The organism is Cellulomonas sp. S1-8, assembly GCF_026184235.1.
Lineage (GTDB): Bacteria > Actinomycetota > Actinomycetes > Actinomycetales > Cellulomonadaceae > Cellulomonas.
On record NZ_CP110806.1, the window covers coordinates 4,300,671 to 4,320,158 of the forward strand.

Annotated in this window: 20 protein-coding genes and 1 riboswitch; of the genes, 6 read left to right on the plus strand and 14 right to left on the minus strand. The window is 75.2% G+C overall.

The genetic code is table 11. From position 1 onward, the window contains the following. Positions 1 to 9: 9 nt before the first annotated feature. Genes OKX07_RS19340 through OKX07_RS19355 form a run of 4 tightly spaced genes read right to left on the minus strand, consistent with a single transcriptional unit; the run spans position 10 to position 2,688 of the window. Entirely contained in the window at positions 10 to 828 is an 819-nt protein-coding gene (locus OKX07_RS19340) for an ABC transporter permease (protein ID WP_265629627.1), read from the minus strand. Next, positions 825 to 1,772, minus strand: coding sequence for an ABC transporter ATP-binding protein (locus tag OKX07_RS19345; protein WP_265629628.1), 948 nt, complete (start codon positions 1,770 to 1,772; stop codon positions 825 to 827). The genes OKX07_RS19340 and OKX07_RS19345 overlap by 4 nt, the downstream gene beginning before the upstream one ends. After that, positions 1,769 to 2,074, minus strand: a complete 306-nt coding sequence (locus OKX07_RS19350) for a transcriptional regulator (protein WP_265629629.1) — start codon at positions 2,072 to 2,074, stop codon at positions 1,769 to 1,771. The genes OKX07_RS19345 and OKX07_RS19350 overlap by 4 nt, the downstream gene beginning before the upstream one ends. Further along, a complete protein-coding gene (locus OKX07_RS19355) occupies positions 2,071 to 2,688 on the minus strand; it encodes a hypothetical protein (protein WP_265629630.1) in 618 nt (205 codons plus the stop codon). Before OKX07_RS19355 ends, OKX07_RS19350 begins: the two co-directional genes overlap by 4 nt. Positions 2,689 to 2,917: 229 nt before the next feature. Between OKX07_RS19355 and OKX07_RS19360 the strand changes: the two genes are divergently transcribed. Then, entirely contained in the window at positions 2,918 to 3,646 is a 729-nt protein-coding gene (locus OKX07_RS19360; RefSeq protein WP_265631968.1) for a CPBP family intramembrane glutamic endopeptidase, read from the plus strand. Positions 3,647 to 3,655: 9 nt separating this feature from the next. Here OKX07_RS19360 and OKX07_RS19365 read toward each other — a convergent pair whose 3' ends face one another. Beyond that, entirely contained in the window at positions 3,656 to 4,243 is a 588-nt protein-coding gene (locus OKX07_RS19365; RefSeq protein WP_265629631.1) for an HdeD family acid-resistance protein, read from the minus strand. A 137-nt stretch (positions 4,244 to 4,380) separates the two neighbouring features. After that, positions 4,381 to 4,614: a hypothetical protein gene (locus tag OKX07_RS19370; protein WP_265629632.1), complete on the minus strand. Its 234-nt coding sequence runs from the start codon at positions 4,612 to 4,614 to the stop codon at positions 4,381 to 4,383. A 156-nt stretch (positions 4,615 to 4,770) separates the two neighbouring features. On the opposite strand from OKX07_RS19370, the gene OKX07_RS19375 reads away from it, so the two are divergent. Continuing rightward, positions 4,771 to 7,344, plus strand: a complete 2,574-nt coding sequence (locus tag OKX07_RS19375; protein WP_265629633.1) for a lysylphosphatidylglycerol synthase transmembrane domain-containing protein — start codon at positions 4,771 to 4,773, stop codon at positions 7,342 to 7,344. Positions 7,345 to 7,441: 97 nt separating this feature from the next. Here OKX07_RS19375 and OKX07_RS19380 read toward each other — a convergent pair whose 3' ends face one another. The 7 genes from OKX07_RS19380 to OKX07_RS19410 all read right to left on the minus strand — a co-directional run bounded on the left by OKX07_RS19380 (position 7,442) and on the right by OKX07_RS19410 (position 14,706). Beyond that, the gene (locus tag OKX07_RS19380; RefSeq protein WP_265629634.1) at positions 7,442 to 7,828 is read right to left on the minus strand and encodes a PLDc N-terminal domain-containing protein; all 387 of its coding nucleotides are present in this window, start codon (positions 7,826 to 7,828) and stop codon (positions 7,442 to 7,444) included. Positions 7,829 to 7,979: 151 nt separating this feature from the next. Then, positions 7,980 to 8,117, minus strand: a complete 138-nt coding sequence (locus OKX07_RS19385; RefSeq protein WP_265629635.1) for a hypothetical protein — start codon at positions 8,115 to 8,117, stop codon at positions 7,980 to 7,982. 15 nt (positions 8,118 to 8,132) lie between these two features. Next, a riboswitch (cyclic di-GMP riboswitch) is annotated at positions 8,133 to 8,207 on the minus strand. A gap of 249 nt (positions 8,208 to 8,456) precedes the next feature. Continuing rightward, positions 8,457 to 8,627 (minus strand): CsbD family protein, encoded by a 171-nt coding sequence (locus tag OKX07_RS19390; protein WP_265629636.1) that lies wholly within the window; start codon positions 8,625 to 8,627, stop codon positions 8,457 to 8,459. A gap of 32 nt (positions 8,628 to 8,659) precedes the next feature. Further along, on the minus strand, positions 8,660 to 9,286 hold the full coding sequence (locus tag OKX07_RS19395) for a 1-acyl-sn-glycerol-3-phosphate acyltransferase (protein WP_265629637.1): 627 nt from the start codon (positions 9,284 to 9,286) through the stop codon (positions 8,660 to 8,662). Continuing rightward, a complete protein-coding gene (locus OKX07_RS19400) occupies positions 9,283 to 11,583 on the minus strand; it encodes a SpoIIE family protein phosphatase (protein WP_265629638.1) in 2,301 nt (766 codons plus the stop codon). The genes OKX07_RS19395 and OKX07_RS19400 overlap by 4 nt, the downstream gene beginning before the upstream one ends. Before the next feature lie 92 nt (positions 11,584 to 11,675). Further along, positions 11,676 to 12,653, minus strand: coding sequence for an aldo/keto reductase (locus OKX07_RS19405; RefSeq protein WP_265629639.1), 978 nt, complete (start codon positions 12,651 to 12,653; stop codon positions 11,676 to 11,678). A 46-nt stretch (positions 12,654 to 12,699) separates the two neighbouring features. Next, positions 12,700 to 14,706 (minus strand): penicillin-binding transpeptidase domain-containing protein, encoded by a 2,007-nt coding sequence (locus tag OKX07_RS19410; protein ID WP_265629640.1) that lies wholly within the window; start codon positions 14,704 to 14,706, stop codon positions 12,700 to 12,702. Positions 14,707 to 14,984: 278 nt separating this feature from the next. On the opposite strand from OKX07_RS19410, the gene OKX07_RS19415 reads away from it, so the two are divergent. Next, positions 14,985 to 15,650, plus strand: a complete 666-nt coding sequence (locus OKX07_RS19415) for a GNAT family N-acetyltransferase (RefSeq protein ID WP_265629641.1) — start codon at positions 14,985 to 14,987, stop codon at positions 15,648 to 15,650. 65 nt (positions 15,651 to 15,715) lie between these two features. Then, positions 15,716 to 16,867, plus strand: coding sequence for an AI-2E family transporter (locus OKX07_RS19420; protein WP_265629642.1), 1,152 nt, complete (start codon positions 15,716 to 15,718; stop codon positions 16,865 to 16,867). A 17-nt stretch (positions 16,868 to 16,884) separates the two neighbouring features. On the opposite strand, the gene OKX07_RS19425 is transcribed toward OKX07_RS19420, so the two are convergent. Further along, positions 16,885 to 17,733 carry an LLM class flavin-dependent oxidoreductase gene (locus tag OKX07_RS19425; protein ID WP_265629643.1) on the minus strand — a complete coding sequence of 283 codons (849 nt, stop codon included), beginning with the start codon at positions 17,731 to 17,733 and terminating at the stop codon, positions 16,885 to 16,887. Between the two features lie 299 nt (positions 17,734 to 18,032). On the opposite strand from OKX07_RS19425, the gene OKX07_RS19430 reads away from it, so the two are divergent. Next, positions 18,033 to 18,596 (plus strand): ATP-binding protein, encoded by a 564-nt coding sequence (locus OKX07_RS19430; protein WP_265629644.1) that lies wholly within the window; start codon positions 18,033 to 18,035, stop codon positions 18,594 to 18,596. 90 nt (positions 18,597 to 18,686) lie between these two features. After that, on the plus strand, positions 18,687 to 19,472 hold the full coding sequence (gene aroD / locus OKX07_RS19435; RefSeq protein ID WP_265629645.1) for a type I 3-dehydroquinate dehydratase: 786 nt from the start codon (positions 18,687 to 18,689) through the stop codon (positions 19,470 to 19,472). Positions 19,473 to 19,488: the final 16 nt, after the last annotated feature.

Below are 19,488 nucleotides of genomic sequence, written 5' to 3' on the forward strand. Positions count from 1 at the left end.
GAAGAAGGGTCAGCGGAAGCGGCGGCCCTCGTCGCGGCGGACGGCCGCGACCGCGAGCGCGGCGAAGACCGCCGTCCACGCCAGCAGGACCGGCAGGGCGAGCGCGCTGCCCTCGACGCCCGTGGTGACCTGCACGACGAGGTCACGTGCGGCACGCGACGGCAGGGCCTGCGAGATCGCGTCGAGCCAGCCGGGGAACACCTCGGGCGGCATGAACAGGCCGCCGGCGAACGCGAGCGGGAACAGCACGCACTGCACGACCGCGAGCGCGGCCTTGGTCGACATCGAGTAGCCGATCGCCATGCCGAGCAGCGTGAACGGCACGGCGATGAGCGCGACCATCACGACGGCGCCGAGCGCCTGCGTGACGGTCAGCGACGCCGACGTCAGGAAGACGCCGATGAGGACGGGCGGGACGAGCGCCAGGTACGCCCAGAGCAGCCCGTTGAGGACGCGCCCGGCGAGCCGCGGGCCGGGACGCGCGGGCAGCGTGCGGACGAACGTGTCGAACGGCAGCGCGCGGTCCTCGGCGACGCCGACGCCGTGCGTGAACATGCACGCGGACATGACGGCGAAGGTGCCGAGCTGGGCGATGGCCGCGGTCGACGCGAGCGGATTCGACGTGATCGCGTCCTGCGGGACGACGAAGAACAGCAGCGCGAGCCCGGGGAACAGCATGTTGCCGATGACGGCGATCGGGACACGGACGGTCTCGAGGAACTGGTAGCGGGTGTGCAGCCAGGCCAGCGAGGCCCAGGGGCGCAGGGCGGGTCGCGCGCCCGGCACGGCCGGGGCGGTCGGGCTGCTGGTGCCGGTCGTCGTGGTCATCGGGCCGCCTCCGTCGCGGTGCGCACGGCGGTCGCGTCGTGCGAGGTGAGGGACAGGAACGCCTCCTCGAGGGACGCGCCGCGCACCTCGAGGTCGACGAAGGGCACGTCGCGGCCGACGAGCGCGCGCACGACGGCGTCGGCGTCGGACGCGAGGAGCGTGACGCGGGTGCCGCGCGGCACGGTCAGCGGTGCGCCGACGTCCTGCACGCCGGGCAGGCCGGCCAGGTCGTCGGGCCGGCCGGTGGTGAGGGTGAGCGTCACGCGGCGCACGGCGACGAGGTCGAGGACGCGGGCGAGACGGTCGTCGGCGAGGACGCGGCCGTCACCGACGACGACGACGCGCTGGGCGAGCGCCTCGATCTCCTCGAGGTAGTGGCTGGTGACGATGACCGTCGCGCCGTCGGCGTGGTAGTCGCGCAGCGCCTGCCACAGCACGTGCCGCGCCTCGACGTCCAGGCCGGTGGTCGGCTCGTCGAGCAGGACGAGCCGCGGGCGTCCGACGAGCGACAGGCCGACCGCGAGGCGCCGCTTCTGCCCGCCGGACAGCGCGCCCGTCTGCCGGTCGGCGAGGTCGGTGAGCCCGAACCGGGTCATGACCTCGGCCGCGGGCATCGGGGTGGCGAAGTGCCCGGCGACGAAGTCGATGACCTCGCGGACCTTGAGCGTCTCGGGCAGGCCCGTCTCCTGCGGGGTGGTGCCCAGCGAGGTGCGGGACGCGGGGTCGCGGGGGTCACCGCCGAAGAGGCGGACCGTGCCCTCGTCGGGTGTGCGCAGGCCGGCGACGAGCGACAGGAGCGTCGTCTTGCCGGCGCCGTTGGGCCCGAGGAGCCCGACGATCTCGCCCGCGTCGACGCGCAGGCTGACGTCGTCGAGCGCTGTGACGGCGCCGAAGCGTCGCGTGACGTGCTCGACGAGCACGGGGGGTGCGGTGGCGGTGGTCATTCCTGTGCTCCCTTGAGCAGCTCGGTCAGGGTGTGGGTGTAGCGCTCGAACGCGAGCCGTCCGGTGGCGCTGAGCGCGACGTACGTGGCCGGGGTGCGGCCGACGTGCGTCTTGGTCTGGGTGACGTAGCCAGCGTCCTCGAGCCGGCGAAGGTGCGTGGAGAGGTTGCCGGCGGTCATGTCGAGCAGGTCGCGCAGCCGCGGGAAGGAGACGCGGTCACCCCGCTCGAGCGCGGCGAGCGTCGCGACGACCCGCAGGCGGGACGCCGAGTGGATGACCGGGTCGAGGTCGACCTCGCTCATGCGCGCCGCCGACGCAGCGCGGCCAGGCCGGCCGCGACGAGCATGCCGCCGCCACCGGCGAGGGACATCACGAGGTACCCGCCCGGCATGTCGACGAGGCTCGCGGCGGCGGCGGTGACGATCATCCAGGCGCCGATGAGGTACATCGAGAGCTCCTGCCAGAGCGCACCTCCGGCCATGTACAGCAGGCCGACGACGAGGCACGCGACGCCGTTGGCGACGATCGCGATGACGACCGCGTCGGCCCCGGCGCGGACGACGCCCGCGACGATGAGCCCCTGCCCGACGAACCCGACGCTCCACGCCCAGCCGTACATCATCCCGACCTGGCGGCTGGTGCCGGCGACGCCGTGGGTCGCGCGTGCGACGTGCAGGAGCGTGACGACGAGCGCGGCGACCGCGACGGCGGCGAAGACGAGGCCGCCCCGGCCGGTGGCCGTGCGGGTGGGCGACGTGGTCGCCGTCCACCACTGCACCCCGTACCCGACGAGCCACGCGAGCCCCCAGACGCCGAACAGGATCCGGTCGTCCACCGAGGACTCGCGGACGCGCCGCTGCTGGGCCGCGACGATGGCGAGCCCTGCGCGCGGGTCGAGGGGTGCGTCGTCGTCCATGGGTCCTCCGTCGGTGTGTTTGTAACGCAAACTACTTTGCACCGCTCGGAGCCGCGCGTCAACCCCCAGGACCGCGACGTAACCTGCGGGGGTGGGACGCGAGGTCGACGTGCGCGCAGGTGCCGACGGGGACGACGGGGACACCGGTGACGCCGGCACCGGCAGCACGCCCACGGTCGGTGCGCCACCCCCCGGGGACCGCGCCGTCGCACGCCGGCTCACCACCGAGATCTGGATCGTCCTGGGCCTGTCGCTCGGACGGTCCGCCGTCTACGCGGTGGTCTCGCTGGTCGCGGCGCTCACCGCGGGCCCGCCGCTGGCCGACCAGACGACGACCCTCAACCCGAGCCGCTCACCGCGGCCCTACCTCGACCTGACCTACCAGCTGCTGTCGATCGGGTTCGCCCTGCTGCCCGTGGCGCTCGCGCTGTACCTGCTGTCGTCGCACGGGCGCTCGGCCGTGCGACGCATCGGACTGGACGGCACGCGCCCTTGGCGGGACCTCGGGATCGGGATGGGGCTGGCCGCGGCCATCGGCGTCCCCGGGCTCGGCCTGTACGTGGTGGGCCGCGCGGTCGGCATCACGGTCGAGGTGCAGGCGTCCGCGCTGAACGCCGCGTGGTGGACGGTGCCGGTGCTGATCCTCGCGGCGCTGCAGAACGCGCTGCTGGAGGAGGTCGTGGCCGTCGGCTACCTCATGGAACGGCTGCGCGAGCTGCGCTGGGGCACCCCGGCGATCATCGCGGCGAGCGCGCTGCTGCGCGGGTCGTACCACCTCTACCAGGGGTGGGGGCCCTTCGTCGGCAACGTGGTCATGGGCGTCGTGTTCGCGGAGTACTACCGGCGACGACGGCGCGTCATGCCGCTCGTCGTCGCGCACACGGCGCTCGACGTCGTCGCTTTCGTGGGCTACGCGGCGCTGCCGGACGCGTGGCTGGAGTCCCTCGGCGTCACGTGACGGCGGGCGTCAGGCCGCCGCACTCCCCCGGTGCAGGTCGCGGGCGATCTGCCGGACCGCGAACCCGCTGACGACGTTGAGGGCGCCGCCGACGAACGCGAACAGCCCCAGCAGCACCCCGAAGAACGCCAGCGACTGCTGCGGCCGCGCGATGAGCAGCAGCGCGAACAGGGTGCACACCAGGCCGAACGCGAGCGCCCAGTGCCAGCCGGGGTCGCGGGTGCGCGACAGCGCGACGGACCCGAGGATCGACACGATCCCGAGCACGAGCAGCCACGCGGCGAGCAGGAAGAACAGCACGCGGACGGTCGGTCCGGGCCACAGGACCACGGCACCACCGACGGCGATCCCGGCGAGGCCCTCGACGACCCACCAGGTCCAGCCCGGGATGCCGCGGTTGGACAGCCCCTGCACGACCGCGACGATGCCGTCGACGATCGCGAAGATGCCGAACAACCAGACGATCACCTGCACCGACGCCGCGGGCTGGGCCATCAGCAGCAGGCCCAGGACCAGCAGCAGCACGCCGCGCAGGACGGGCAGCCACCACACCGTCCGCAGCGTCCGAGCGATCTGTGCGGTGCCCTCGTCGACCATCGTGACCTCCTCGCGGAGCCTGCCGGCCCGCTGCGGGTGGCGCGGTGCAGACCGCGCGACGACACCTCTGTGCCGAACGTAGCGCGCAGCGTGGCCGACGGCACGGGCAACGCGCGGGTCCGCCGGAACGCTGCCCGTCAGGCCTCGCGGCGTCGTCCGCCGTAGCGTCGGTGGACGGCCTGCTTGCTGACGCCGAGCATCGTCGCGATCGCCGCCCACGGCACGCCGCGGGCCCGGGCGGCGCGCACGGCGACGGCCTCGCGCCGCTCGACCTCGCGGCGCAGGCGGGCCAGGGCGAGCAGCGCGCCGAGCGGGTCGTCGTCCTGCGCGTGGGCGACAAGTGCGGCCATGTCGGTCTCCTCCTGCGTCATCGGCGCTCCTCGGTCGTCGTGCCGTCGTCAACACATGTTGACGGCACCCGCGACCGCTTGTCAACACATGTTGACTCGCAGGGTGGAGACGGCAGGCCGAAATACCCGCCGTCAGGAGGACGAGCGCCGGCAGGCACGCTGCCTACACTCGCCACTATGTCCTTGGCGTCGACACCCGCACCGCAGGGCGCCTCAGCCGACCCCGCCGATGTCGCCCCCGCCCCGACCGCCGCCGCACTGACCCCCACCGGTTCCGTGCGCGCCGTGCGGTCCCGGGTCGACGTCCGCGACGTCCGCCCGCCGCGCGTGCACCGCCCCAGCGACCTGCTCACCGCGACCCTCACGACGCTCCTGGCCGCGCTCGTCGTCGTCCTGGCGACCTACGCGCAGAACACGACGACGGGCGTCGCGGAGGACGTGCAGGGGTTCGCCACGCTCCTGCGACGCATCCTGTTCGTGCCCGTCAACGTGCTCGTCGGGGTCACCACGGTCGTCGTGCCCATCGCCGTGCTCACCGAGCTCGCGCTGCGCAGGCTCGGGCGCCAGCTGCTGCAGGCCGTGGTCGCCGCCGTCGTCGCGATGCTCCTCGTCGCGGCCCTGTACTGGACGTTCGGCACGTTCGGCTCCGACGAGCTCGTGCAGGGCCTGTCGGTGCGGCTCGGCGGCGAGTGGACCCTGACGATCCCCGAGTACACCGCCATGCTCGCGGCGCTGCTCACGGTCGCCGGCCCCCGAGGGCGGCGGCGCACCGTCGCGCTGTCCTGGAACCTGCTGTGGGTGACCACGGGCGTCGTCCTCATCACGGCCGCCGTGTCCCTGCCGGGCCTGGGCCTCGCGCTGCTCGTGGGTCGCGTCGCCGGCCTCGCGGTCCGGTACGTCGGCGGCGTCGACCCCGAGCGTGCTTACGGCGCCGGGCTGCTCGCCGGGATCCGACGCGCGGGCGTCGAGCCCGCGACGGTCGTGCGCGTCCCCGACCCGGGGCTCGAGGCCGACCGCACCCCCGCGACGGTCGCCGCCGTAGCCGAGCTGCCCGACGGCACCCCCGCGCAGCGGGCGCTCGTGCGCGCGTCGGGCGACCGGGTCTACGACGTCGCCACCGACGACGGGCGCCACCTCGACCTCATCGTCTTCGACGGCGACCGCCAGGTGGTCGGCATGATCACCCGGCTGTGGCGCAGCCTGCGCCTGCGTGGCCTCGAGGGCAGGTCCGCGCTGTCGCTGCGCCGGGCCACCGAGCGCGCCGCGCTGCTGTCCTACGCCGCGAGCGCCGCAGGCGTGCGCACCCCGCAGCTCCTGAGCATCGCCGAGGCCGACGACTCGATGCTCCTCCTGCAGCAGACCACCGGCGACGCCGTCCCGCTGTCGGACCTCGGCACCGACGACGTCGCCGACGAGGTGCTGCACGCGATCTGGGCGCAGCTGCGGCTCGCGCACACCGCCGGGATCGCGCACCGCGCGCTGACGTCCGACGTCATCCTCGTCGAGCGCGGCCCGGACGGCCCCCGGGTGTGGCTCACCGCCTGGGAGCTCGGCGACGTCGCGTCCTCGGAGCTGGCGCGCCGCATGGACACCACACAGCTCGTCGCGCTGCTCGCGCTGCGCGTGGGGGCCGCGCGCGCCGTCGGCTCGGCGGCCGAGGTGCTGCCCGCCGCGGACATCCAGGCCATCGGCCCGCTGCTGCAGACCGTGGCGCTGCCCCGGCGCACGCGCGACGAGATGCGCGCCCACAAGGAGGTGCTGGCCGAGCTGCGGTCCGCGCTCGTCGCGCGCCTGCCCGAGGCCGACGTGCAGCCGCAGCAGCTCGTGCGGTTCGGTGCCCGCACGCTGATGACGATCGTGCTGACGATCGTCGCGGTCTTCGTCGTCCTCGCGAGCGTCAACGTGCAGCAGATCGGGCCGGTCCTCGCCGCGAGCGACTGGCGCTACTCGGCGCTCGCGTTCGCGTTCGGCCTGGTCACCCTGCTGGGTGCGGCACTCGCCTTCGTCGCGTTCTCCCCGGTCCGGCTGTCGGTGTGGCGCGCGACACTCGTCCAGACGGCCGCGACGTTCGTCGCGCTGGCGGCCCCCGCCGGGATCGGCCCGGCCGCGCTCAACCTGCGGATGCTCACGCGACGCGGTGTCAGCGGGTCGCTCGCGGGCGCGACCGTCGCGCTGGTGCAGGTCAGCCAGTTCATCACCACCGTGCTCCTGCTCCTGGTGCTGACCGTGACGTCCGGCGTGCGCTCCCCGTCGCCGTTCTCGGTCTCGCCGTCCATGCTCATCGCGCTCGCCGTCGTCGCCGGGCTCGTCGGTGCCGCGCTGCTGGTCCCCGGCGTGCGGACGTGGGTGCAGCGCACGTTCGCGCCCACGATGCGCCAGACGCTGCCGCGGCTCATCGAGGTGCTCGGGCAGCCGTGGCGGCTCGCGCTCGCGGTCGGCGGCAACGTGCTCATGACGATGGGCTACGTGCTGGCGTTCGACGCGGCGCTGCAGGCGCTCGGCCAGGAGGCGTCGCTCGCGCAGGTGGCCCTGGTGTACCTCACGGGCAACACGGCGGGGTCGATCGTCCCGACCCCGGGCGGCCTCGGGACCGTCGAGATCGCCCTCGCGGTCGGCCTGTCGACCGTCGCGGGCATCAACCCCGGTGTCGCCACCACGGTGGCGCTCCTGTTCCGCATCGCCACGTACTGGGCGCGCATCCCGCTGGGCTGGCTCGCCATGCGGTACCTGACGCGCGTCGGCGAGCTCTGAGCGCACGAGGGCTGCGCGCAGGCACGTGCGCACGCCGCGGCCCCCGGACCGGGGAGACCCGGCACCGGGGGCCGCGCGTGTGGCGGGCAGCCCGAGGTCAGGCGAGCGCCTTGGCCTTGAGGACCGCGTACTCGTCGGCGGTGATCGTGCCGGCGTCGAGCAGGGCACGCGCCCCGGAGATCTGTTCCGCAGGTGACGCGGCCGCCACGTGGCGGATGTACGCGTCCGTGTCCGCCTTGGCCTGGTGCACGGCCGAGATCTGCCGCTCGCTCATGCCCCTGCCCCGCGCGACGGTGTAGACGAGCGCCGTCAGGAACGGGAAGAGGATGAGGAACACGAGCCAGACCGCCTTGCCCCAGCCGCTGAGCTCACGGTCGCGGAAGAGGTCCGTGACGATCTGCCACAGGATCAGCAGGTAGGCGAAGAACAGGAACCAGAACACCATCACGAGGAACCAGTCCCAGAGCGAGTCGACGACGTCCATCCGAGCCTCCCGGTCGCGCCCGCACCGGACGCGGGCTGCTCTCGGAACCTAGGACGGGCAGAAGGTCGCCGTCACCCCTCGGCCGACGCGTCGTCGCAGATCGGCCCCATGGTGCACCGAACGGTGCGGGTGGTGCGGGTGGTGGAGGTGCTCAGGCGGCGAGTGCGTCGCGCTGCGCGGGGACGCTGACCGAGGCCTCGAGGCGGGCCGCGATCGTGGCCCAGCGGGCGATCGGGAAGACCTGGGGGCGGGCCTCGTGGGGCTCGGCGGCCGAGTTGCGCTGGTCCATGATGGGAACCCTTCGTTCGGTAGCCCGGCTGACCGCGTGGGTCCCGTGGCTTTGCGTCCCCTCCTTGCGGAGGGTTTGCCGTTTCGCTGACAACCCCGACATTAGACGGCTCTCACGCAGAACGGAAGTGATCTGGATCACCTGTCTTGGACAAGAGCCCAATTCACCCGGACGGCGGGTATCTGCAACCCCTGGACGAGTGTGTCGCGTCCTGCACGACGACCCCGTGCGGCCGTCCGGGTGATCACCCGCTGCCCGCGGACGGCAGAACGCCCCCGCGTCGGCGTCGACGCGGGGGCGTTCAGGCGCGGGGGACACCCGCACACGGTCCGGATCAGCTCAGCGGAAGGCGTCCTTGACGTCGTCGCCGGCCTGCTTGAGGTTCGCGGAGGACTGCTGGGCCTTGCCCTCGGCCTCGCGCTCCTCGTCGTTCGTCGCCTTGCCGTAGGCCTCCTTGGCCTTGCCGGAGGCCTCCTCGGCGCCGTGCTTGATCTTGTCGTCGAGTCCCATGGGATCTTCCCTTCGTCGGTGACCCCACGACGTTAGGTCGGGTCGGCCGAGCCCGCATCCGCTGGGCCATCCGCAGAACCGTCGCCCGCCGGCCCCTCGTCCCGCAGCCGGGGCTCCGTGCGGCGTGCAGGGACGAAGCCCGACTTGTCGGCGTAGAACGCCCGCACCACGTCCATGTCGGCGCGCACGTCGCCCGTGAGCGTCACCGTCGGTCCCAGCCCCGCCGTCATCGTCGTGCGGTCCACGTAGCCCAGCGTCACGGCCAGGTCGGTGGCGCGCGCGATGCGGTAGAACCCCGACTTCCACCCCGAGCCCGAGCGCGTCCCCTCGGGCGTCACCACGAGATAGAAGCGCTCGCCCGCGCGCATGCGGCCGACCACCTCGTCCACCAGCCCGGCGGGGTCGCGCCGGTCCACCGGGATACCGCCCAGGCCGCGCATCAGCACCCCCGCGGGACCCCGGAACAGCGTGTGCTTGCCGAGCCACCGGAACGGCAGCTCCGCCTCCCACGCGATCGCGAGCATCAGCACGAAGTCCCAGTTGGACGTGTGCGGGGCCCCGATGAGGATCCCGGCGCCGTCCCGCGGCACGCGCTCGGTCCGCAGCGTCCAGCGGCTCACGCGCCAGAACGCGCCAGCGGCCGCGCGTCGGACGCTCACGGCCGCGCCCCCACCGGCAGGTCGACGTCCCGGCACAGCAGCAGCAGCGTCATGTCGTCCTTCGAGTCCGGGTCGTGGCAGTCCGCGACGACCTCGTCGACGTCCACGGGAACGGTCGGGTCCGGGCGGTCGAAGTGGGCGATGAGCCGCTCCATGCCGTCCGCGAGCGCGGTGGACCGCGAGTCCACCATGCCGTCGCTGTACAGCACGAGTCCCCCGCCGGGCTCGACGTGCAGGCTACGCACCTGCGGGTCGCCCGACCCGACCCCGACGGGACGGTCCACCGTCAGCGGCAGCAGGACCGCGCGCCCGTCGGCCGAGAGCAGGAAGGGCCGCGGGTGCCCCGCCGCGGCCACCGTCGCCTCCCCGGTCAGAGGGTCGACGACGGCGACGACGACCGTCGCCATGTCGTCCGGCATGGTCCGGCGCGCGAGCAGGTCGAGGTCGACGAGCGCCTCGCGCAGGTCGCCGCTGCGCATCAGGTACGCGCGCAGCGCGTTGCGCAGCTGGCCCATCGCGGCGGCCGCGCCGATGCCGTGCCCGACGACGTCGCCGACCACGACCGCCACCCGACCGTCGGGGAGCTCCAGCGCGTCGTACCAGTCGCCGCCGACACGTCCGCCCGCGGCGGGCACGTAGCGCGCCTGCAACGACCAGCCGGGCACGTCCGGCAGCCGGTCAGGCAGCAGCGAGAGCTGCACGGCCTGCGCGGCAGCCAGCTGCCAGCGGTTGCGCACGAGCATGACCTCGAGCAGCCGGCTGCGCAGGTCCACCACCGCGCGCACGTGCTCCGGCGCCCACGGCTCGCACCGGCCACGGACGACCTCGCGCCAGCGCTCGAACGACCTGCGCGGGCTCAGCCGCACGTCGTCGCCCTCGCGGCGCGCGATGGCCTTGTTGCGCGGGTCCCCGCCCCAGTCGATGTCCCGCACCTGCTCGTGCCGCAGCCAGACGATCACCTGGTCGTCGGGGAGCCGCACCGCGAGCAGGCCCGCGACGTCGGGCAGCGCGGCCGCGAGCGCCGGGTCGCTCCTCCCCAGCTCGGTCCGCACCGTCACGGCGTCCGGCTGCTCCAGCACCCAGGCCCGCAGCGCCTCGACGTCGTCGGGCGCGTCGCCCGCGGTGGCCGTCCGTCCGTCCGCGACCACGACCAGGCCGTGCCCGGGGACGACCGCCAGCAGCCCCGGGTCGTCGCCCGCGAGCGCCTCGGCCAGGCCCCGGTCGGGGTCGCGGGCGACCTGCAGGACGCGCTCGATCTCGGCCTGCGCGGCGAGCTCGCGCTCCAGCTCACGGTCCTGCGCCCGCGCGACGAGCCGCAGCGACAGCGCCGAGCCGAGGAACTCCGCGGCGGCCCGCACCCCGAAGGGCACCACGTGGGGGCCGGTGTAGTGGTGGCACGCGACCAGGCCCCAGAGCCGACCGTCGCGCAGCAGCGAGATCGACATCGAGGCGCGCACACCCATGGTGGTCAGGTACTCGACGTGCGCGGGCGAGACGCTGCGCAGCACCGCGTGCGTGAGGTCCAGCGGCTCGCCGGACGCCGGGTCGGCCGGCGGGACGATGGGCGCCGGGGTGTACCCGACGTCCGCGATGAGGCGGACCCAGCTGGCCTCGTACAGCGCGCGCGCCTGCGCCGGGATGTCCGAGGCGGGGTAGTGCAGGCCGAGGAACGAGTTGAGGTCCGCGCGGCGGTCCTCCGCGACGACCTCGCCGTTGTGCTCCGGGTCGAACCGGTAGACCATCACGCGGTCGAAGCCCGTCAGCGCACGGACCTCCTGCGCGGCCGCGTCGTAGACCTCCTCGAGCGTGCCCGCGCGGTTGAGCCGCTCGAGCGCCCCGCGGACCGCCTGGTAGGTGTTCTGGAACGAGAACGGCCGCGGGCCGCTCGCCGGCTCGAGCTCGACGACCAGCAGCGACCGGCCACCGACGGTCACGCGGTGCAGGACGGCGTCGACGGTGACCGGCCCGTGCGGCCCGTCGACGTCCACGACCACGGGGTTGCGGTCGCGCAGCTCCCCGAACGTCCGCATGTGCGCGCGCAGCGTCTGCACGGCGTCCGCCCCGATGACGTCCGCGATCGGCGCGCCCACGACGTCCCCGAGCGCGCGTCCCGTGAGGTCCGCGACGTTGCTCGACGCGTGCCGCACCACGAGGTCGGGCTCCGACAGCGCGAGCAGCACGCCGTGCGGCTGCACGGACCCGGGGACGTGGATCGGCTCGTCGGCGCAGGTGTCGAGATCCGCCGGAGGTCCAGCGGTACCGGGTGCAGCGGTCGCGGGGCCCGTCCGGTCGGTCATCCTCGCTCCGTCCCGACGCGCGGCGCGCGCCCCCTCGTCGCCAGAACGGTAATCCATGCCCCCGACGACCGGTCGGCCGCGCCGCCGCAGGGTCAGCCGTCGAAGGGGTGGTCCAGCCACGACGAGGACGGCGGCACGAGCGTCTCGAGCTCGTCGAACAGGTCGTCGGTCAGCGGGACGGCGGCCGCGGCCAGCGTCTGCGCGACGCGCTCGGGCCGGGACATGCCGACGACGGTGGCGGCGAACCGCTCGTCGCGCAGCGAGTACTGGAGCGCGGCGGTGCCCAGCTCCGTGCCGTGCTCGGCGCACACGCGGCGCATCGCGTCGACCGCGGCGAGCACCTCCGGCGGCGCCGGCCGGTAGCCGTACGTCGTCGGGCCGCCGTGCTGGTGCGCGAGGATCCCGCCGCCGTACACGGCGGCGTTGAGCACGCCCATGCCCTGCGCGAGCGCCTCGGCGACCAGGTCGCCCGCCGACCGGTCCACGAGCGTCCAGCGGTTGTGCACGAGCAGCACGTCGAACACCCCGAGCGCGAGGTAGCGCGCCATCTCCTGCACGCGGCCGCCCGCGAGGCCGATCGCGCCGACGACGCCGGACTCACGCAGCTCGACGAGCGCCTCGACGGCGCCGTCCGGGCCGGTCAGGTCGTCGAACTCGTGGAACTCCGGGTCGTGCAGGTGGACCAGCGGCAGGTGGTCCATGCCGAGGCGGCGGCGCGACTCGTCGACGGACCGGCGGACGCGCTCACCGGAGTAGTCCGCGCCGTCCGGGTCGACCTTGGTCGCGACGACGTACCCCGGGGGCACGCCGCCCGCGGCCGTCAGCGCCGCGCCGATGCGCCGCTCGCTCTCCCCGCCGGAGTAGCCGTTGGAGGTGTCGACGAACCGGATGTCGCTGTGCAGCGCGGCCCGCACGGTGTCGATGCCGCGCTCGGGCGACACGTCCTTCCCGTACAGCTGGGGCATGCCCCCCAGCGGGCTCCCGCCGAGCGCGAGCGCGCTCACGGTCAGACCCGTCCCGGGCAGCGGTCGCAGCCACCCCGGCTCCCCCGGCACGTGGCGTGCAGTCATCGCCCCTCCTGACGTCGGCGGGGGCCGGACGCAGCCCGCCCGACCCTCAGCCGGCCAGCAGCGCGCGCATCAGCGGACCGGCCGTCGTCGAACCGTAGTCCCCCTCGCCCACGAACACCGCGACCGCCAGGTCGCCCTGGACCGCGATCATCCAGGCGTGGTTCCGCAGGTCGGCGTCCTGCCCGAACTGCGCGGTGCCCGACTTGGCGAGCACGGGCTCGCCCGGCAGGTCGGCCAGCACGCTCGCGCCGCCCTCGGTGACGACCGCCCGCATCATGGCCTGCAGCGCGGCGGCCTCCCCGGCGGTCAGGGGGGTCGCGGCCGGCAGGTCGGGCGTCTCGGGGTCGGCGGAACCGGCGTCCTCGCTCCCGGCGTCGTCGGTCTCGCCGTCGGACCCGGCACCGTCGGTCGCGTCGTCGGCCGTCTCGCCGTCGTCCGTCTGGCCGTCGACCGTCCCGCCACCGGCGGCGTCCGCCACCAGGTACGGGACCACGGTGCGTCCTGCGCCGACCGACGCCGCGACCGTCGCCATGCCCAGCGGTGAGGCGAGCACCTGCCCCTGGCCGATCACCGACGCCGCGAGCGCCGTCGGCGACGCCTCGTCCGGGACGGTCCCGAGGAACGCCGGGAAGCCGAGGTCGGCCGCCGGCTCGAGACCCAGGGAGCGTGCCGCGGCGAGCAGCCCGCCCTCGTCGGCCATCTCGCGCGAGCCGATGAACGCCGTGTTGCAGGAGTGCGCGAACGCGGTGCGCAGCGGCACGTCGCCCAGCGCGGACGCCGGGTAGCCGGGGAAGTTCTGGAACGTGCGGCCGTCCACCGTGATGGTCGGCAGGCAGCTCACGGTCGACTCGGGGGTCAGGCCGCCCCGCAGGTACGCCAGCGCGCTGACCACCTTGAACGTGGAGCCGGGCGCGTACTGCCCGACGGTCGCCGTCGACAGGCCCTCGCTGCCGGGGCCGTTGGCGGCGGCCAGCACCTCGCCCGTCGACGGGCGCACCGCGACGATCGCGGAGGCCGGCAGCAGGGCGCCGATGACGTCCTCGGCGCGCTGCTGCAGCGCCGGGTCGAGCGTCGTGCGCAGGGCCTCGCCCGCGACGGGGTCGACGGCGAGCAGGACGCGCTGCGCCCCGGACCCGTCCGCGACGGCGTGCACGGTGACACCCGGCGTGCCGCGCAGGAGCGCGTCGTGCTGACGCTGCAGCCCGGACATCCCCGCCAGGTCCCCGGCGGCGACGGCACCCTGCGACGCCTCGATGATCTCGGCCGTCGCGTCGCCGACCGTGCCGAGGATCGCGCGGGCGAACGTCCGGGTCGGCGCCAGCGGCAGGTCGTCCGGGACCACGCCGACACCCGGCAGGGCGCCCAGCGCGACCACGTCGTACGCGGGGTCGCCGGAGCGCACCGTGATCGCCTCGACGAAGGCCTTGGGCCCTGCCGCGGCGACCCGGGCCGCGTACGCGTCGCCGTCCATGGCGAGCGCCGCGGCCAGGCCCCGCGCGGCGCCGTCGAGCTCGGCCTCCGGCAGGCGCGTCTTGTCGACGCCGACGCGCGAGACCGGCCGGGCCTCGACGAGGACCGCGCCGCCCTGCCCGAGCACGTCGCCGCGCTCCGCCGCCTGCCGGCTCACCGTGAGCCGCTCCCCGGCGGTCAGGTCGGGGGCGAGCAGCGGCAGCGCCCAGCGCGCGCGCCACGGCTGCTCGTCGTCCTCGTCGTCGCGCACGAGCTGCGCGGTCGCCGGGTACGTCCAGTCCTCGTCGGTCCACGGGACGTCCCACGTGACCTCGAGGGCCGCGGTCGCGGTCGCCTCGTCGTCCGCGACCGTGACGTCGCCGACCTCGACGGTCGCCGTGGACTCGCCCAGGCCCTCGACGACGGCGGCGCGCGTCGCAGCGAGGTCGTCGGGCGTCGGGGCGTCGGGGGCGAGGGGCACGCCCGTGAAGTCACCGGACCCGAGGGCCGCCGCGAGGGCCTCGGCGGCGGGGCGCGGGTCCGGGGTGCCCGGTGCGCACGCCGTCGCCGTCGTCGTCAGGGCGACGAGCAGGGCTGCGCCCACCCACCGCCGGGCGTGCCCGTGTCCTGTGGTCCGTACCGCTCGCAACGTCGCCGTCCTCCTCGTCGGGTCCTGCGTGGCGACCGCCGGGGGCGGTGCGGCGCGCACGACGTCGTGGCGCGGACGCAGGAGACGCCCCGAGCCTGGCACCTCGGAGCGGACCCGCGTGCGGGTTCCGGTGCGATCTTCACCCGTCCTCCCCAACGGGGGATCGGGTGGAACCTGCGCGATCCCGTATGTCACGGTTGCACCTGGACGCACGTCCGGGTGACGATGCCCTCATGGACGCAGGGGGACGCCCGACCGGGAAGCAGCGCGCTGACCCGCCCGACACGGTGGGACCGCTCGATCCACGCGACCGGACGCAGGCCGCGGCCGTCCTCGCGGCCGCCCTCGCCGACGACCCGGGGTACCGCCACCTGTTCCCCGTGCGCGCGCGCCGGGAGCTCGAGCTGCGCGCCGTCTACCGCCTCACGCTCGCCGACGGCCTGCGGTACGGGCGCGTCATGGCCACCAAGCTCGGCGACGAGGTCACCGGCGTCCTCGCGCTCTACGGGCCCGGCGCCTACCCGATGCCGCTCGCGCGCTGGCTGCGGCAGACCGGGCGGATCGCCCGCATCGCCGTCCGCACCCGCGAGCACAGCCTCGGGATCATCCGGTTCGGTGAGCTCACGGCGCGCGGCGTGCCGGCCGACTGCTGGTACGTCGAGGCCTTCGGCGTGCGCCCGGACCTGCAGCGCGCCGGGCGTGGCAGCGTTCTCATGCGCACGCTCCTCGCCGACCTCGACACCGCGGGGGTGCCGTCGTACCTCGAGACGACCAACGAGGCCAACGTCGGCTACTACACGGCCCGCGGGTACACCGACGCGCACCCACCCGTCCCGCTGGCGCCCAGCGGGCCGCTCATCTTCCCGATGACGCGCCCGGCGACCCGCCCGGCCCCCTGACCTCGGCGGACACCCGAGCGCCCGGGGGGGTGGGACGCGGGGCGGCGGACCGCTAGCGTGCTCGTGTGACGTCACCCCGCGGTGCGGACGACGGCGGGTCCGCGGGCCACGGTCCGCGCACCGCCGAGCCTGACCCCTCGCCGCTCGTGCCCCGCTGGTTGGCGGTCACGGGCGCCTGGTCGTGGCGGGTCGTGGCGGCGTGCGCGGTGATCGCGATCGTCGTGTGGGCCGGCGTGCAGATCCAGCTCGTGCTCATCGCCCTGTTCCTCGGGCTCGTCGTCACCGCCGTGCTCGGGCCCGTCGCGGCCTACCTGCGCCGCTGGCTGCCCGCCGGCCCGGCGACAGCGCTCGCGCTGCTCGTCGGCGCGCTGGGCGTCGCGGGGCTGCTGACGTTCGTCGTCGTGGCCGTCGCCGGGCAGTGGCAGCACATGGGCACGGCCATCGAGGCCGGCGTCGAGGATCTGCTGGACCTGCTGCGCAGCGGGCGGCTGCCCGTGACGGTCAGCGACGAGGAGATCGACCACTGGTTCGCCGTGCTCGCCGACTGGTGGGCCGCGCACCGGTGGTCGCTCGCGGGCAGCGCCGCCGCGCAGGTCGGGTCGGTGCTGGTGTGGTTCATGGTGATCGCGCTCGGCGTGTTCTGCGCCGCGTGCTTCCTTGCCGGCGGGCCGAAGATGTGGACGTGGACCGTGCGGCAGCTGCCCGCGGCGGCCCGGCCGCGGCTGCGGACCGCGGGGACCGCCGCGTGGCGGGCGTTCGGCGGGTACACGCGGGGCGCGTTCTACACCGCCCTGTGCATCGGGGCGCTCGCGTTCGCGCTGCTGCTCGTCCTGCGCGTGCCGCTCGCGGGGCCGCTCGCCGTGCTCGTGTTCATCGGCGGGTTCATCCCGCTGATCGGGGCGCCGGCCGCGATGGTCGTCGCGATGCTCGTGGCACTGGCGGCGAACGGGCTGTGGTCGATGGTCGCGGTCGGGATCGGGATCGCGCTCATCGGCCAGCTCGAGGGGCACGTGCTGCAGCCGCTGATCATGGGGCGGCACATCCGGCTGCACGGGATGGTCGTGGGCGTCGTCGTGTCGGCGGGGACGCTCGTCGGCGGCCTGGTCGGGGCGGTCGTCGCCGTGCCCGTCGTCGGGGTCGCGTGGGCCGTGTTCCGCGCCCTGCGCCCGGAGCCCGAGGACGACCCCGACGAACCCCTGCCCCTGCTCACCGCCTGACGGGCTCGCGGGGAGCCTCACAGCACCGGCGGCCCCTGACGGACCCGCGCGAGCAGCGCCTCGGGCGTCGCCGTGGCCGGGTCCCACAGCGCGTCGACGAACCAGGTCGCCCCCGCCTCCGCGAGCGCGGCGACGTGCTCCCGCGCCGCGCCGCGATCGGCCGGCAGCGCCCCGTGCAGCACGACGTCGGCCGGTCCGGCGTCGGCCGGGCGGTGCTCCCGCACCCACGCGACGACCTCCGCGACGTCCTGCGGCGTGAGCGGGTCCATCGCGCGCGCACCGCGGTGCTGCGGCACGACGCCGTCGAACCGCGCCGCGCGCCCCATCGACCGCTCGGAGGGGAACGAGCCGACGACCCACAGCGGGATGCGCGCGGACCCGTCGGGGCGCGGCACGGGTGTCGGTCGCAGCTGCAGGCCCTCGACCGTGAGGTGGTGGCCCTGGACGTCGAAGCGCTCACCCGAGAAGGACCGGTCGAGGACCGTCAGGGCGTCGTCGAACCGCTCCGCGCGCTCGCGCAGCGTCGCCGCCTCGCCGCTGACGCTCGCGACGGCCCGGTCCGTCGGCACGCCGAGCCCGACCGGCAGCACCAGCCGACCGCCCGACAGGTGGTCGACCGTCACGGCCTGCTTGGCGAACACCCAGGGCCGGCGCCTCGGCAGCGCGAACACCAACGCCCCCAGCGTGACGCGCTCGGTGCGGACCGCGGCAGCCGCGAGCACCGCCCACGGGTCCCACGCGTCCATCCCCCCGAGGTCCACGCCGTCCCACGTGAAGAACCCGTCCCAGCCGTGCTCCTCGGTCGCGACGGCCATCTCGACGACCTCGTGCACCGACCCGAAGCTGCCCACGAACCCGAACCGCATCGTCCACCCCTGCCACCGTCACGGGCCCGGTCGAGGCCCTGCCGCACCGGCGCATCGAGCCGCCGGAGCCCGTCGGCCGCACCGCCGCCGGACCCTCCCGACGCTACCCACGACCACCGACACCCGGGCGTCGCGCCGGTACGCTCGCGCGTGCCCCCCTACCGCGCGGCGGGCACCCGCAGGCTGGACGGCGGTCCATCTTCCCTCGGGGCCCGGCGCGCCCACGGTGGTGGGATCGGTCCAGGACGCCTACCGTGGCCGGGACGCCGGGCCACGAAGCACGGGAGAAGGGGTGGGACATGAGCGACGAGGAGCAGCTCACCGCCCCCTGCGCCGCGCCCTCCGACGCCCCCGCCGGCACCGGCCACGCGCCCACCCCACCGCCCACGCTGCCGCCCGACGACGCGCTGTCGCCGCACCGCGGCGGTCACCCGCTGCCGTCGTCCCACCCGCCGGAGGTCTTCGTCCCGCTGCGGCGCTGGGTGCTCGACAGCGCGACGGAGCTGCACGCCATGCGCTCCGACCTGCGCGAGCAGCTCGCCGCGTCCGCGCCGGCACCCGGCAGCGGCGGGGGCGGCCTGCCCGACAGCGTCGTGCTCGTCACCTCCGAGCTCGCGACCAACGCCCTCGCGCACGGCAACCCCCCGGCGCAGGTCCACCTGCTGGTCGACGGGCACGCCGTGCTCGTCGTGGTGTCCGACAACGACACGACGCACGCCCCGTTCCTCGCGCAGGACCGGGAGCCCGGCGCGGGTGGGTTCGGGCTGAAGATCGCGCGGCAGCTCTCGGCCGACGTGGGCTGGTGGACGGACGCGTCGGGCAAGCACGTGTGGGCGACGTTCGAGGACGAGTCCTACGCCTGAGCCCTCCCGCGAGGTCGCGGACGCCCCGCGCGCACGCGGCACCGTGCGGCGTGTGCGGCGAGGAGCCGGTGTGCGGCGAGAATCAGGGTCATGACGACGAGCGACGGTGTCCTGCGCCTGCGCGGTGCGACCCTGGGCGGCGGCTCCCCGCAGGTGTGCGTCCCGCTGGTGGCGGACTCCCCCGACGCCGCAGCGGCGGCCGCCGCGGCGCTGCCGGCCGGGGTCGCGGACGTCGTGGAGCTGCGCCTCGACCACCTGACGGGCTCGGCGGACGACACAGGACTCGTTCGGGCGGCGGTAGTGGCCGTCCGGGACGCGCTCCCGGCGGACGTGCCCCTGCTCGCGACGTTCCGCTCGGCGCGCGAGGGCGGTGCGCAACCGGCCGGCGACGAGGCGTACGTGCGCACCGTGCGCGCGGTGATCGACGGGGCCGCCGGGTCGGCTGGGGTGGGTGCCGACGCCGTCGACGTCGAGCTCGCCACGCCGGGCGTCGAGCGGCTCGTCGCCGACGCGCAGGCGGCGGGGCTCGTCGTCGTCGTGTCGCACCACGACTTCGCCGCGACGCCGCCCGCCGACGACCTCGTCGCGGTGCTGCGTCGCCAGCGGGCCGTCGGCGCCGACGTGTGCAAGGTCGCGGTCATGCCGCACGACGTGGACGACGTCCTCGCGCTGCTCACCGCGACCCGCACGTTCGCGCGCGACGCCGACCGGCCCGTCGTCACCGTCGCCATGGGGCGCCTCGGGCTGGTCACGCGGCTCGCGGGCGGGGTGTTCGGGTCGGCGCTGACGTTCGGCAGCGTCGGTGCCGCGAGCGCCCCCGGTCAGGTGGACGCCGCGCGGCTGCGCGACGTGCTGGGGCTGCTGCACGCACCCTGACGCGCACCCTGACGCG

What these genes read in the sequence shown, in the direction of transcription:
- OKX07_RS19355 (WP_265629630.1), bottom strand. Translation starts at nt 2,688, where the DNA reads ATGGACGACGACGCACCCCTCGACCCGCGCGCAGGGCTCGCCATCGTC.
- OKX07_RS19415 (WP_265629641.1), top strand. Translation starts at nt 14,985, where the DNA reads ATGGACGCAGGGGGACGCCCGACCGGGAAGCAGCGCGCTGACCCGCCC.
- OKX07_RS19425 (WP_265629643.1), bottom strand. Translation starts at nt 17,733, where the DNA reads ATGCGGTTCGGGTTCGTGGGCAGCTTCGGGTCGGTGCACGAGGTCGTC.
- OKX07_RS19405 (WP_265629639.1), bottom strand. Translation starts at nt 12,653, where the DNA reads ATGACTGCACGCCACGTGCCGGGGGAGCCGGGGTGGCTGCGACCGCTG.
- OKX07_RS19365 (WP_265629631.1), bottom strand. Translation starts at nt 4,243, where the DNA reads ATGGTCGACGAGGGCACCGCACAGATCGCTCGGACGCTGCGGACGGTG.
- OKX07_RS19390 (WP_265629636.1), bottom strand. Translation starts at nt 8,627, where the DNA reads ATGGGACTCGACGACAAGATCAAGCACGGCGCCGAGGAGGCCTCCGGC.
- OKX07_RS19370 (WP_265629632.1), bottom strand. Translation starts at nt 4,614, where the DNA reads ATGACGCAGGAGGAGACCGACATGGCCGCACTTGTCGCCCACGCGCAG.
- OKX07_RS19350 (WP_265629629.1), bottom strand. Translation starts at nt 2,074, where the DNA reads ATGAGCGAGGTCGACCTCGACCCGGTCATCCACTCGGCGTCCCGCCTG.
- OKX07_RS19345 (WP_265629628.1), bottom strand. Translation starts at nt 1,772, where the DNA reads ATGACCACCGCCACCGCACCCCCCGTGCTCGTCGAGCACGTCACGCGA.
- OKX07_RS19375 (WP_265629633.1), top strand. Translation starts at nt 4,771, where the DNA reads ATGTCCTTGGCGTCGACACCCGCACCGCAGGGCGCCTCAGCCGACCCC.
- OKX07_RS19400 (WP_265629638.1), bottom strand. Translation starts at nt 11,583, where the DNA reads ATGACCGACCGGACGGGCCCCGCGACCGCTGCACCCGGTACCGCTGGA.
- OKX07_RS19430 (WP_265629644.1), top strand. Translation starts at nt 18,033, where the DNA reads ATGAGCGACGAGGAGCAGCTCACCGCCCCCTGCGCCGCGCCCTCCGAC.
- OKX07_RS19340 (WP_265629627.1), bottom strand. Translation starts at nt 828, where the DNA reads ATGACCACGACGACCGGCACCAGCAGCCCGACCGCCCCGGCCGTGCCG.
- OKX07_RS19380 (WP_265629634.1), bottom strand. Translation starts at nt 7,828, where the DNA reads ATGGACGTCGTCGACTCGCTCTGGGACTGGTTCCTCGTGATGGTGTTC.
- OKX07_RS19385 (WP_265629635.1), bottom strand. Translation starts at nt 8,117, where the DNA reads ATGGACCAGCGCAACTCGGCCGCCGAGCCCCACGAGGCCCGCCCCCAG.
- aroD (WP_265629645.1), top strand. Translation starts at nt 18,687, where the DNA reads ATGACGACGAGCGACGGTGTCCTGCGCCTGCGCGGTGCGACCCTGGGC.